This is a genomic window from Micromonospora sp. D93, assembly GCF_018070365.1.
Taxonomy (GTDB): domain Bacteria; phylum Actinomycetota; class Actinomycetes; order Mycobacteriales; family Micromonosporaceae; genus Micromonospora; species Micromonospora ureilytica.
The window spans coordinates 1-12,225 of the sequence record NZ_JAGPXW010000002.1 but is presented as its reverse complement, the minus strand read 5'-3'; the positions used below and the strand labels follow the sequence as shown (position 1 = coordinate 12,225).

Sequence of the window (12,225 nt, the reverse complement as noted above, 5' to 3'; positions counted from 1 at the left end):
ACAGTGCCATTGTGGTACGTCAATGAAAAGCCGCGCGCGGGGCTGACGTCCGTCCACTGGGCAGCCGGGATCCAGGTGTGATCTCCGGCGGACGGTGACACAAGCGATGGACCAACGAGTCAGTCGTCCACGAGTTCGCCCGTCACCGCGTCGCACCCTGACCGGCCGGGCGGCTCATCTGCGCGAAGGAAACCCCGCCCATGCGTAAACCGAAGACCCGCGCGGCACTTCTGGCGGGCCTGCTGCTCGCCACGAGCGCGCTCGCCGGCGTCAACCCACCGACCGCCAGCGCGGCTGCCGACCCGGTCACCGTGACCGTCAACACCCGCGCGGGTCTGGCGACAGTGCCGGACACCGCTCTCGGCGTCAACCACGCCATCTGGGACTCGAACCTCGGCACCGCCGAGACGTCCGACCTGCTGCGCGATGCCGGCGTGCAGATGATGCGCTACCCCGGCGGCTCGTACGCCGACATCTACCACTGGAAGGACCACACCGCGCCCGGCGGCTACGTCGCGCCGGGCACCGACTTCGACACCTTCATGGCGGCGGTGCGGCGTGCCGGCGCGCAACCGATGATCATCGCGAACTACGGCACCGGCACGCCCGCCGAGGCCGCGGACTGGGTGCGGTACGCCAACGTGACGAAGGGCTACGACGCGCGCTACTGGACCGTCGGCAACGAGAACTACGGCAACGGCCACTACGGGTCCGCGTGGGAGGCCGACGACCACCCGGACAAGAGCGCGACACAGTACGCGAGGCTGGTCGTCGAGTACGCCGACGCGATGAAGGCTGTCGACCCGAGCATCAAGATCGGGGCGGTGCTGACGATGCCGGGCAACTGGCCGGACGGAATCACCGCCGGCAGCGACCCGGGGCCGTGGAACCAGACAGTGCTCTCCATCGCCGGCCCGAAGATCGACTTCGTGGACGTGCACTGGTACCCGGGCGGCACCGCCGCCGAGTCGCTGGCCCGCGTCAACCATCTCCCCGACGCCACCTACCTGCTGCGGCAGCAACTCGCCAGGTACGCCGGCGCGAACGCCGACCGCGTCGGCATCAGTTTCACCGAGCTGAACGTCGACGCCGGCCGGAACACCCAGCCGGCCGCGCTCTTCCTGGCGGACGTCTACAGCGGACTGCTGGAGAACGGCGTCTTCACCGCGCACTGGTGGAACGTGCACAACGGCATCGGCACCGTGACGCAGGTGGCCGGCCAGACCGACTACGGCGACTTCGGGATGCTGTCCAGCGGCGCCTGCACCGAGGACGGCTCGGTCTGCCAGCCGCCGCTGAACACACCGTTCGCGCCGTACCACGGGCTCAGCATGATGAAGCTCTTCGCGCAGGCCGGCGACCAGTTCGTTCGCGCCGGCACCGACGAGCCCCTGGTCACCGCGCACGCCGTCCGCCGGGGCAACGGTGACCTCGCGGTGCTGCTGGTGAACAAGGACCCGGACAACGACCACCCGGTCACCATCGACTACGCCGGGTTCACGCCGTCGGCCGTCGCGCCGACGGTCTCCACGCTCACCAACGGCGCCACCGGCATCGCCACCAGCCAGTCCGGTTCGGCGACCAGTCGGACGCTGCCGGCGTACTCGTTGACCACGCTCGTGCTGCGCCCGGCCCACGCGACCGCCGGACGGCCGGCGGCACCGGGCCAACCGACCGCAAGCGGCGTCACCGACCGCGCCGCGACAATCACCTGGCCGGCGGCCACCCCGGGCGGCAGCCCGATCGCCAAGTACGAGGTGCACCGGCAGAACGGCGCGGTCAGCGAGCAGTTCGGCGAGACGACGGCCACTTCGTTCACCGTCGACAACCTCGTGCCGGGCAGCAGGTACACAGTCAACGTGCTGGCTCGCGACACCGCCGGACGCGTCTCCTGGGCTTCACCGCCGCTGACCTTCGCCACCGGCAGCCCCGCCGTCAGCACGTGCACCGTCCGCTTCACCGCCAGCAACGACTGGGGCAACGGTTACATCGGCGGCGTCGACATCATCAACAACGGGACCGGCCCGATCGACGGCTGGACGCTCACCTGGGCCTGGCCCACCGGCTGGCAGCAGGTGAGCAGCGGGTGGAGCGCCACCTGGGAGCAGGTTGGCACGACGGTGCGGGTCACGCCCACCGCCGACAACCGGCAGATCGCCGCCGGCGGCACCGTGAGCGCCGGCTTCGTCGGCGCGTACGGCGGGCCGAACGTGCTGCCCACGGCGTTCAGGCTCAACGGCACCGTCTGCGCCACCGGCTGACCGATCGGCGAGGGGCGTCGATGGTCAGGGCGGCTCGGGTTGACCCCTGACGCACTCCCCGAAGTGTGTGATGCCTGTGAGTCATCAAGATGACTCACAGGCATCGCGCTCGTCCGGGAAGGGCCGGCCCCACAACAGCCCTCGCAGTCAGCGGCCCTGGCGGACGCTGACCGTGGCCGAGCCGGTGTCGTCCGCCCACGGGTCCAGCACCAGGGTGTACGTGCCGCCCTTCGGCAGCGGACCCGTCTCGAACCGCCCCGTGCCGCCGATGACGCAGCCACTTCCCACCGTGTCGCCGGCCGGGCCATTCAGGAGCAGGATTCCGCACCGGTCGGGCAGGCTGGCGGCGGTCACCTCGACGGTGATGCGACGACCGGCGTCGGCAGAGAACCTCAGCCGGCTCACCGCACCCGGTCGGCTGACCGTCAGGGTGGCGGCCCGGCCGTCCGCAACGGTGTCGGCCTCTTCGTCGTGCGCGTCGCGCAGTCGCACGTCCGCCGAGCCGGTGTCGGTGGAGGTCCCGTCCACCTCCAGCACGTACCGGCCGGTGGCCGGCAGGACGAACCCGTCGACATGCCCCTGGCCGCCGATCACGCAGCCGCTGGTCACCTGTTCACCGGCCGGGTCGCGCAGGCGCAGCAGGTTGCACCGGTCCGGCAGAGTGGCGTCGCTGACCTGGAGGAAGACCTTCTGACCGGCCCGCCCGTCGAACGCCAGGCGGCTGACCGCGCCCGGTTGGGCGAGCGTCGCCCGGACCGCGGGCCCGTCCAGCGTGAGCGTCTTCTCCTCGTCGGTCACCGTAACGACCCGCACCGTCGCCCGGCCGAGGTCGGCATCCCACGGGTCGAGCACCACCTGATGGTCCCCGGTGGCGGTCAACGTGGTCGTGTCGATGAAGCCGACGCCGGAGATGACACAGCCGGTGGCCAGCTGACGGCCCTGCGGGTCGAGCAGCAGCAACACGCCGCAGCGATCCGGCACGGTGGCGGCGGGCACCTCCACGAAGATCTTCTGACCGGCCCGACCCGGCACCTTCGTCGCGGCCGTGGCGCCGGCCCGTGTCACCTCCAGGTCGACGTCACCGGCAGCGGGCACGTCGCGCTCCGCGCGGGCGGCGTCCTCGGCGAACGCCACCTGCCCGGTGAGGCCGACGTCGAGCACACAGTCGGCGAGGATCTGCGGATCGGTGACGCCGGCCCGCCGGCAGACAAGTTCGGCGGTGGCCCGGTTGGGCAGGTCCCCGACGGTGAGCAGCCGGTCCGGGAAGCGCCGGTCGGTGAACGTGGCGGTGTTCTGCCCCGGCTCGTAGTCGAACAGCGACCGTTGCGCATCGACGCGCCAACTGTCGGCGAAGCGGGGGTACAGCGCCTCGAACGTGGGCGGCTGCGGCAGCCTCTTCCCGCCCCGCACGGTCAGGTCGTCGCCGGGGTCACCGTCATTGTCGCCGAGCAGTCCCTCCAACGTCCCGGCCCGCCCGGTGGGCGCGCTGACGCTCACGCTCAACCCCCACACCCCGATCGGCTGCGCGGTCAGTCGGGCGCCGTCCGGCCACTCCACTGTCACCGTGCCGTCTCCCCAGGTGGTGACGGTGCCGCCGCGCGGCAGCCGCACCCCGTCGGGCGCGGACACCGGGGCAGCGCCGTTCACACGGACCGCCGGACCGTCGGGTGTGACGTACACGCCGACCCGGTCACCGGCCACCCGAACCGCGACGGCCGAGTTGACGGCCACCACCGAACTGGCCGGGAACATCGTCTGTCGTACCTGGACCTCGAAGTCGTCTCTCGTCGAGCGGGTCAGCACGAACTCCCCGGCGGCCTGGAAGTCGTACCGCAGACCGTCGTAGGTCAGCAGGTGCGGGTCGCCGTTGCTGTTCGCGCACCGGTAACCCTTGCCGATCACCGAGATCGAACAACCACCACCACCGGGTGGTCGGGGCTTGGGCCGGTCGCAGTCCTTGCCGTTCGACGGCAGCTTCATACCGCTGTACGTCGTGCGCGGCGGCACCCCCACGGCCTTGCGGTACGCGTTCTCCGCCAGCACCGCGTGCACCTCGGCGGGGTCCACGGTGCTCGCCTGTTGACCGCCCTGCGTGCAGAACTGGCCCCGGTCGGTGTCGTTCACCTCATCGAGGGCATGGTTCATCTCGTGGATCAAGGTGGCGCACTGGTCCTCGGTGAAGCCCGCTCCCTCCTCAGGCAGCGCCCGCCCGTCGTTCTCCGGCACCCAGTTGATCTGCACGTCACTGCCCGGGACGTACGTCGTGGTGCTGCTCTCCGAGCCGAGGATGGGTCTGCGTACCTTGATCTTCTTGCCGGAGCGTTCCAGCTCGTCGAGCACGGCACCGTTGCCGGAGCCGCGGATCTGTCCGACGCAGCCCGCGTACTCCGCTTGCAGGTCGCTGTTGACGCTGACCACGGCGGACGCCGCCGGTGGGGCGAGCAGCACCAGGGCCCCGGCGAGAACGAGACCCGTCCGGATCGCCCGCATCCCGGTCATCCGCCCCTCACCTCGAACGCGACAGTGCCCTGCTCGGCCGTCGCGGCGCAGGCATCCGCCGGCACACCGCGCAGCGGCGCTCGCAGGTAGCCCAGCACCAGCCGGTACGCCCCCGGTTGGTCGACCGGCCACCAGCTGACGGCGGCGCCGCCCCGCCCGTCCGGCGCGGAGGTGGTCAGCGCCGCGCCGACCGGGCTCTGCGGGTCGCTGCCCAAGGTCAGCTCCACCGACCCGCGCGGCGGCACCCGCACCAGGTTCTCGACGAGGTACGCGGTGAAGTCCCGGTAGTAGGCGGCGCCGCCGACAGTGGGTGCCACCGCCGCGCCGTCGCGGGTCAACGACATGACCGTCACCGCCCCGTCCGGCACCCGACTGAGGTGGCACTCGGCGTCGCGATTGTTGACCAGCTTCAGCCGCAGGCTGACCTGCTCACCCACCCGGTACGACGGCTGCGCCGCGCTGACGGTCAGGCCGACGGTCGCCGTGCCGGCGGTCGGGGCCGGTGACGGACGCGACCGTCTGCACCCGACCGTGGTGCCCATCAGCAGCAGGGCGAGACCGCCGGCCAGCGCCGCCGTCCCTGCGCGGGGTACGCCCATGGGCCGCGAGCCTCCTCCGGGTGCCGACGGTTGGCGCAGATCCCGGCCAGCCTGCGCCGCGAGGTGCTGGGAGCGCTGTCGTGATCCGGCCCGGTGGATGTCCGCTAGCCGACCCGCGGGGTCCTGGGGAGGGCGGCGGCCGTCCGTGCTATCGGCGCTCGTGTCTGCCCGGGGTGTGCCCGAAGGCGCGCCGGAAGACGTCGATGAACGCGCTGGCGGAGGACCATCCACACTGATACGCCACGGCGGTGACCGGTACGCCCTCGGCCAGCAGCACCAGGGCACGGTGCAGCCGCAGTTGGGTACGCCACTGCGGGAAGGTCATGCCGAGGTCGGAGCGGAACAGGCGGGACAGCGTACGGTCACTTCCGCCGACCTGTCTGCCGAGCACGGCCAGGGTGCGGTTGTCGGCCGGGTCGGCGTACAGGATTGCGCAGAGCGCCTTCAATCGGGGCTCGGTGGGCGTGGGCAGGTGCACGGGCTGCGTGGCCGAGGACCGCAACTGGTCGAGCAGGACGGCCCGCAGCCGCGCACGCGCGGGGCTGTCATCTCGGGGGGCGCGGGTGTAGGCGAGGATCAGCTCGCGCAGCAGCGGCCCGACGGCCAGCACTGTCGGCTCCGTCAGATTCAGCGGGTCATCGGTCGCGGGCAGGCCGATCAGGTGCAGTTCGAGTGCGCCGTGGGCCTGGTGCTCGTGCGCGGTTCCGGCGGGCACCCAGATGGCGCGGCTGGCGGGGACGACCCAGGCACCCGCGTCGGTGGTGATGGCCAGCACGCCGCGGGCGGCGTAGACGATCTGATGGTCGTCGTGGCGGTGCACGTCGATCACGGACCCGGACGCCAACTGTTGGGCGCGAGTCGGTGCCACCGGCCGGTGGCGGATTCTCGTCATTGGTTGGCAGGTTATCGGAAGCCCGACAGGTCGGGAAGCGGCGAGCATGGCGGCGTGCGGAGAAACAGAACGATCATCTTGCTGTCCGTCGGGCATGCTTGCGTGGACGTCTACCAGGGCGCTGTGGCCGCGCTCGTACCGTTCTTCATCGCCGAGCGTGCCTACACCTACGCGGCGGCCTCCGGCGTGGTGCTCGCCGCCTCGCTGCTCTCCTCGGTGGCGCAACCGCTGTTCGGTGCGCTGACGGACCGGTGGGCAACACCCTGGCTGTTGCCACTGAGCACGATCCTGGGCGGACTGGGAATCGCGTGCAGCGGGCTCACCGGTTCGTACCCGTTGACGCTGGCGTTCGTGGCCGTCTCCGGGATCGGAGTCGCGGCGTACCATCCCGAGTCCGCCCGGGTCGCGCGGATCGCCAGCGGCGGAAGCCACACCGGGATGGGTTGGTTCTCCCTCGGCGGCAACCTCGGCTTCGCCGCCGCGCCCATTCTGGTCGCCGCCGTCGTCACCAGCGGCGGTCTGCGACTCACTCCACTGCTCGTGATGCCGGCCCTCGCGGGCAGCGTGCTGTGCCTGCCCGTCCTTCGCGCGCTGCGCCCGACGACGGGGGCCGGTTCCGATACCCCGCGATGGGTCGGGACCGACGACAGGGCCTCGTTCGGCCGGCTGTCGCTGGCCGTGGTCTGCCGCTCCATCGCCTTCGCCGGTCTGAGCACGTTCCTGGCGCTCTACGCGCCGCAGCGCACCGGCGGGGGACCGTTTGCGGGAACGGCGGCGCTGGTGGTGCTCTACCTCGGTGGAGCGGTGGGTACGGTGCTGGGGGGCAACCTGGCCGGCCGCTGGGACCGGATCACCGTCGTGCGCTGGTCGTACCTGCTGAGCGTCGCCGCCGTCGCGGGGGTCGTGTTCGTCCCCGGGTCGGCGTTCTATCTGTTCGTGGCGCTCACCTCGGCCGGGCTCTACATCCCGTTCTCGCTCCAGATCACCCTTGGCCAGGACTACCTCCCGACCCGCGTAGGCACCGCGAGTGGCATCACCCTGGGCCTGACCGTCAGCGTCGGCGGCCTGGTCAGTCCACTCATCGGCGGTGTCGCCGACGCGATCTCCCTCCAGGTGGCCCTCGCCCCGCTGATCGTGATGCCCGCGTTGGGTTGGCTGCTGTTCCGCACCCTCCCCGAGCCGCCCACGCCGAGGCGTTGAAGCACGCGGCGGTGGGGGTGGCAGACCGTGCCGCACGGTCTGCCACCCCGCCTCGGTGAGCCCCGGTCAGACCCCGGTTCTTGTCCAGCGCTGGTTGTTGGCGCTTCCGCAGGTCCACTGCTGGATGTCCGCGCCGTCTCCGGTTCCTGACTGGTACACGTCCAGACACTTGCCGCTGTGCCGGGCCACGAGCCGGAAGTTGCTGCCCTGGGACTGCCATTGCCACTGCTGGTTCTGGCCGTTGCCGCACGTCCACTGGACGACGTTCGCGCCGTCTGCGGTGGAGGCGGAGGCGACGTCGAGGCACTTGCCGCTGTTCTGGTTGACAATGCGGAAGTAGCCGCTACCGGCGTCCTCGAAGCGCCACTTCTGGTTGCTGCCGCCCAGGTAGCTCCATTGCTTGATCTCGGCGCTGTCGGCCGTGGACTGCCCGATCACGTCCATCACCTTGCCGCTGTTGACGTTGTTGATCCTGTATTGGGTTCCCGAGGGCGGGGGCGTCGTGGAGCCGTCGCCGATGGTGTCGCCATAGGCATAGCGGATCCGGTCGGCGCCGGAAGTGTTGCGGATGGTCAAGTTGAGATCGGTGCCGCTGCCACTAAGGGCGAACATCGAATACCAGTCGTGACCGGAGCCGGAGTTCTTGCCGCCGATGGCGGGCCAGTAGGTGCCGCCCATCTGGTTGTCACGCATGACCTGAGCCATGGCGCGGATGTGGCGCACGAAGTTGTCGGTGCTGTTCGCGTCGGCGTAGTTGAGGCCGTTGTCCATGGGCCCGCCGAACTCGGTCGCGACCGCCCGGGAGGCACAGTTGCCCAGGCGCGTCTGCATGTGACTTCGCCAGGCGTCGTAGGTCATCGAGCCGTAGAAGAAAGCGTAGTGGTGGAAGGACAGCAGCGTCGAGTTGAAGCGGCTGTCGTTGCAGATGTCGCGCAGGTCCTGGCTTGCGCCAGTGCCGCCGATGAGCACCCGGCTGGGCGCGGCCGAGTAGTGGGTGTTGAGCCAGTTGGCTGCGATGTCGCGCCACTGTGCCGAGCTGTAACCGCCCGGCTCGTTCATTGGCTCGAAGTACACGCTGGTGTTCGAGCCGTAGGCGCTGGTCACGCTGGACCACATCGTGTTCCACGCGGCGAGGTTCGCGATCCTCGCGCCGGAGGAATGGTCCGTCCAGAAGGTGAGGATGACCTTGAATCCACGGGCAGTAGCGGCGTCGATGGCGCCCCGGTAGGCGTTCCACCAGGTGGTGTTGGCCACCGTCTGAGTGTTGATAGGCAGCCGGACGGTGTTGATCCCCATGGTGGAGGCCATGTCGTCGTAGAGGGCGTTGGCCTTGGCCTGAACTGTCGCGTAGCTGTCGGACTGGCTCAGGCCCTGCACGACGAGCGGGCTGGTGCTGAAGTTGTCACCCAGCTGAGCCCAGTTCATGCCTCTGAACTGGTTGGTGGCGGCAGCGGCTGGGCCGGCGGTAGCGGTGATGGCGATTGCCGCTGCGGCAGCCGTGGTCGCCATCACCGCACTGGTGGCCACGAATCTGGCCATTCGCGACAGGGGGCGGCTGAACATGGCACGTCGCATATGCGTCGTCCTTTCTGTTGGGGGACGGGACGATGCAGGTCCTATTGGTGTCTGGTCGCCGCGACCGACAGCATGCTCAGCGCGGTAGGCCTGACGCGGGCACGGCGCGGGCAGGCTGCTCCCGGAGTCTGCTGAGGCAGAGCGGATCGAGGGCTGGTCATGAGATCTCCCGTCAACCGGTCAAGGTGTGGCAGGCGACGCCTCGGACTCGCCGGCCTGCGGTGTCCAGAGGTGGCACGCCATCGTCCGATCACATCGAAGCATATTTATGCCATCCGAAGCTAGAGATGCCAGGAACGGACTGAGACGTTCAAGAACGCTCAGACTCGACCATCCGGCCGTCAGGCCGGAGGACCGCGACGGATCCGCCCAGCGGTCGAGGCCGCAAAGGCCGTCCTCAAGCCCACGCCACGCAAAACGCGCAGCCAAACTACGTTGGAGTACTGGACTAAGACCGACGTTTATGGACAGAACGGCTAGGACCGGATGGCGAGGCTCGTGCAGGCGTGCGACCGGCAGGGTCGCCGATGCGGTTCCTGCCGCGGCGCCGCATGGCCGTGCGTGGCCGCCAACGTCAAGATGACTCAGCGGGTATTTGAACACCAGTCGGCGTAGATAGCAGGCCGCGTGATCGACCTCGGGGAAACGGCAAAAATAGGTATGTGGCCTGGTCTTCGTGCCGAGCCGCCGAACAGGCTGCCAACGCTGACGAGCGATACGACCCGGGCCGAGTTGCAGCTCTCGGCTGCCACCGTGGCGTTCTGACAACGACTCTGATTGCTGCGCGTACTGCTCAGATCGATGACTTTACTGAGTTCACCCTACTGTCGCCAGCTTGTCAGAATAGCGACAGAGGAGGCGATGGCGATCAATACCATCATCCTGATAACAATTAGTTAGCAGCCGATGCGCGGTTCGCACGAAGGTCAGAGGCAAGATCAAACGGGGAGGATCAGAATGCCAGGCAGGTTGCGCATTTTTGCCGGGATCTCAACAGCGGTTACATTTCTAGCCATGGTTGCGCCAGTTGGTACCGCACATGCCAGTGCGCCCAACGACGCCACCCCGATCAAGGGGCAAAACACATCAAATCCGACAAGCGGCGACGGTAACTTCGCTATCCAATCCTGCTACAGCAATGCGAAGAGCTACGATGCGTACAATGACGCTTTTGTCTGGCCCTTCAACGGTTACGCAAGGACGACAACGGCCTGCAATGACATCAACATCAAGCCCACCGACCGTGGGATTTATGTGTCAGTCTGCTTCCGCCGTACCGGCACGTGCAACGGATACAAATGGGCAGCACGGAACACCTGGACAGTGATTGCCACCAACGTCCTGAACGGTACGGACTATTGGCTGGACTTCACCGGGGTTAGCAAAGGACTGGTTGCCTCCTAGCGCTCCTTGAAGTCTTCCCACCAGCCATCACCTTCCACACCACAACCGTAAAGTGGCGGCCGGTTCGACCCGCCTTCACGAACGGCGAGTAACACCACCAACGTTCAACGAGTTTTTATTTGGCGGTGCACGGATCGTTACGCCATGCACTCGTGGCCCTCGTGAGGGACATCAAAGGTCCTGGCGGGAACTTGCGTCCCGACCAGGGCCTTCGTGGTTCTGGGAAAACGGCGGTCCGGCTGGAGGGGGGCTCACGCGGCGGGCCTATCGTCACGCCCGCTCGCGCAGGAGCGCGTCCCCGGTGCAGTAGAGCTCGACGAGCAGCCGGCACCGGTCACCGCGGCCAGGGCGACCTCGACGGAGCAGTTGGGCTCCGGCCGGCGGGCAGCGCCGCGCTGGTCCGGCACCAGGTCACGATCCCAGCCGCCGCTCACCATTTGGTTACCTGCGCGAGCAGCACCTTGACTGTCAGCATGTCTTAGCTAGACCGTCGACAACTCATGACCTCGTCGTCCTTCCACCAGCCGCGTCGCTGCTGACGCTCCGCTGTGGAGACAACTACGCTGAGGCGAAGCTCGCCGGATCGGATCGAGCTGGCGAAGCGTTCCACGCCGGGGTAGCGGCGTGAGTAGTTGTGGGGGAGTACCGAATGGCCGACTTGCCGCACCCGCTCGCCGCGTTCATCGTCACCGAGATTCGCCGCGCCCGAGGGGCCTCCGGGATGACCCAGGATGCCTTCGGCCGGGGCGCGGGCTTCAGCGCCTCCCATGTCAGCGCGGTGGAGAGCGAGACGCGGGCGCTGACGTTGGACTTCATCAAGGGCGCCGACCGGGCGTTCAAGAACGGCGGGCTGTTCGAGCGCATGGTCGCGAAGCTGGGAGCGCCATCCTGGTTCCTGCCGTGGCTGGACGCCGAACGTGTCGCGACTCAGCTCCGGTCCTGGCAACCGTCTCTGATTCCCGGCCTGCTCCAGACCGAGTACTACGCCCGAGCGGTCATTCGCTGCGACGACACGCTCAGCGATGAGGAAGTCGACAAGCGGCTTGCGGCTCGGCTCGACCGGCAGTCGATCCTCACTCAGCCGAAGGCGCCGCAATTCGTTGCGGTCATCGGGGAGGAGGTGCTGCGGCGGGCGGGCGAGGATTTTCGGGTGGTCATGGTCGGACAGATCACGCACCTATTGACCTTGGCTGAGCGCCCGAACATCAGTGTCCACATCGTGCCGTGTGACGTGAGCATGCACGCCGGGCTGACCGGTCCGTTCATCCTGGCCCGGGCCGCCGATGGCAATTGGGTCGGCCAGTTGGAGAACCAGCTTGGCGGGGCGGTCATCGACAATGACGATGACGTGGCTACGCTTCTGTCGAAGTGGGAGACCGTACGGAACGAGGCCCTACCTCGACGGCAGTCAACTGACCTGATGAAGGAAGTGGTGACGTCATGGACCTGATCGACGCTACGTGGCGCAAGTCCACTCGCAGCGGCTCCAGCGGTGGCGACTGCGTCGAGGTCGCGGACAACCTGCCGGGCATCGTGGGCGTGCGGGACTCGAAGGACCCCGAAGGGCCGGCGCTGGTCTTCGGGCCGGTGGCCTGGCGGGCCTTCGTCACCGAAGTCGCCCGGAAGCCATAGCCGATAGCACGAACGGAAGCGCCCGCCCCCAGCCCGCTTGAGTTCCACCGGTCGTTGCAACACCCCTACCTCGATGGGGTGTCATGGAGTTCGAGCAGCGCAAGGACCGGAGTTCAGGATCGGCGGGAGTAGGCCGCGGGCTCGTTCGTGAGCGGGCGGCATA

General features: G+C 68.6%; 9 protein-coding genes. 5 read left to right on the top strand and 4 right to left on the bottom strand.

Translation table 11 applies throughout. The features are described from left to right. The first annotated feature begins 200 nt into the window (after positions 1–200). Complete coding sequence (locus KBX71_RS02235) at positions 201–2,261, top strand: cellulose binding domain-containing protein (protein WP_210816272.1); 2,061 nt, start codon at positions 201–203, stop codon at positions 2,259–2,261. Positions 2,262–2,408: 147 nt separating this feature from the next. Here the strand turns inward: KBX71_RS02235 and KBX71_RS02230 are convergent, their stop codons facing one another. The 3 genes from KBX71_RS02230 to KBX71_RS02220 all read right to left on the bottom strand — a co-directional run bounded on the left by KBX71_RS02230 (position 2,409) and on the right by KBX71_RS02220 (position 6,251). After that, positions 2,409–4,760 (bottom strand): VWD domain-containing protein, encoded by a 2,352-nt coding sequence (locus KBX71_RS02230; protein WP_210816271.1) that lies wholly within the window; start codon positions 4,758–4,760, stop codon positions 2,409–2,411. Further along, positions 4,757–5,359: a hypothetical protein gene (locus KBX71_RS02225; RefSeq protein ID WP_210816270.1), complete on the bottom strand. Its 603-nt coding sequence runs from the start codon at positions 5,357–5,359 to the stop codon at positions 4,757–4,759. The genes KBX71_RS02230 and KBX71_RS02225 overlap by 4 nt, the downstream gene beginning before the upstream one ends. Positions 5,360–5,507: 148 nt before the next feature. Beyond that, a complete protein-coding gene (locus KBX71_RS02220; RefSeq protein WP_210816269.1) occupies positions 5,508–6,251 on the bottom strand; it encodes a helix-turn-helix transcriptional regulator in 744 nt (247 codons plus the stop codon). A 54-nt stretch (positions 6,252–6,305) separates the two neighbouring features. On the opposite strand from KBX71_RS02220, the gene KBX71_RS02215 reads away from it, so the two are divergent. Beyond that, on the top strand, positions 6,306–7,451 hold the full coding sequence (locus KBX71_RS02215) for an MFS transporter (protein WP_210816268.1): 1,146 nt from the start codon (positions 6,306–6,308) through the stop codon (positions 7,449–7,451). Between the two features lie 66 nt (positions 7,452–7,517). Here the strand turns inward: KBX71_RS02215 and KBX71_RS02210 are convergent, their stop codons facing one another. After that, positions 7,518–8,990: an RICIN domain-containing protein gene (locus KBX71_RS02210; RefSeq protein WP_247682832.1), complete on the bottom strand. Its 1,473-nt coding sequence runs from the start codon at positions 8,988–8,990 to the stop codon at positions 7,518–7,520. Positions 8,991–10,040: 1,050 nt separating this feature from the next. Between KBX71_RS02210 and KBX71_RS02205 the strand changes: the two genes are divergently transcribed. The 3 genes from KBX71_RS02205 (at position 10,041) to KBX71_RS02195 (ending at position 12,062) form a co-directional block, all read left to right on the top strand. Continuing rightward, the gene (locus tag KBX71_RS02205; protein ID WP_210816267.1) at positions 10,041–10,430 is read left to right on the top strand and encodes a hypothetical protein; all 390 of its coding nucleotides are present in this window, start codon (positions 10,041–10,043) and stop codon (positions 10,428–10,430) included. A 649-nt stretch (positions 10,431–11,079) separates the two neighbouring features. Next, a complete protein-coding gene (locus tag KBX71_RS02200) occupies positions 11,080–11,880 on the top strand; it encodes a helix-turn-helix transcriptional regulator (RefSeq protein WP_124817325.1) in 801 nt (266 codons plus the stop codon). Next, complete coding sequence (locus tag KBX71_RS02195; protein ID WP_196926205.1) at positions 11,871–12,062, top strand: DUF397 domain-containing protein; 192 nt, start codon at positions 11,871–11,873, stop codon at positions 12,060–12,062. The genes KBX71_RS02200 and KBX71_RS02195 overlap by 10 nt, the downstream gene beginning before the upstream one ends. Positions 12,063–12,225 lie beyond the last annotated feature (163 nt).

What these genes read in the sequence shown, in the direction of transcription:
- KBX71_RS02235 (WP_210816272.1), top strand. Translation starts at nt 201, where the DNA reads ATGCGTAAACCGAAGACCCGCGCGGCACTTCTGGCGGGCCTGCTGCTC.
- KBX71_RS02230 (WP_210816271.1), bottom strand. Translation starts at nt 4,760, where the DNA reads ATGACCGGGATGCGGGCGATCCGGACGGGTCTCGTTCTCGCCGGGGCC.
- KBX71_RS02225 (WP_210816270.1), bottom strand. Translation starts at nt 5,359, where the DNA reads ATGGGCGTACCCCGCGCAGGGACGGCGGCGCTGGCCGGCGGTCTCGCC.
- KBX71_RS02220 (WP_210816269.1), bottom strand. Translation starts at nt 6,251, where the DNA reads ATGACGAGAATCCGCCACCGGCCGGTGGCACCGACTCGCGCCCAACAG.
- KBX71_RS02210 (WP_247682832.1), bottom strand. Translation starts at nt 8,990, where the DNA reads ATGGCCAGATTCGTGGCCACCAGTGCGGTGATGGCGACCACGGCTGCC.
- KBX71_RS02205 (WP_210816267.1), top strand. Translation starts at nt 10,041, where the DNA reads ATGGTTGCGCCAGTTGGTACCGCACATGCCAGTGCGCCCAACGACGCC.
- KBX71_RS02200 (WP_124817325.1), top strand. Translation starts at nt 11,080, where the DNA reads ATGGCCGACTTGCCGCACCCGCTCGCCGCGTTCATCGTCACCGAGATT.
- KBX71_RS02195 (WP_196926205.1), top strand. Translation starts at nt 11,871, where the DNA reads ATGGACCTGATCGACGCTACGTGGCGCAAGTCCACTCGCAGCGGCTCC.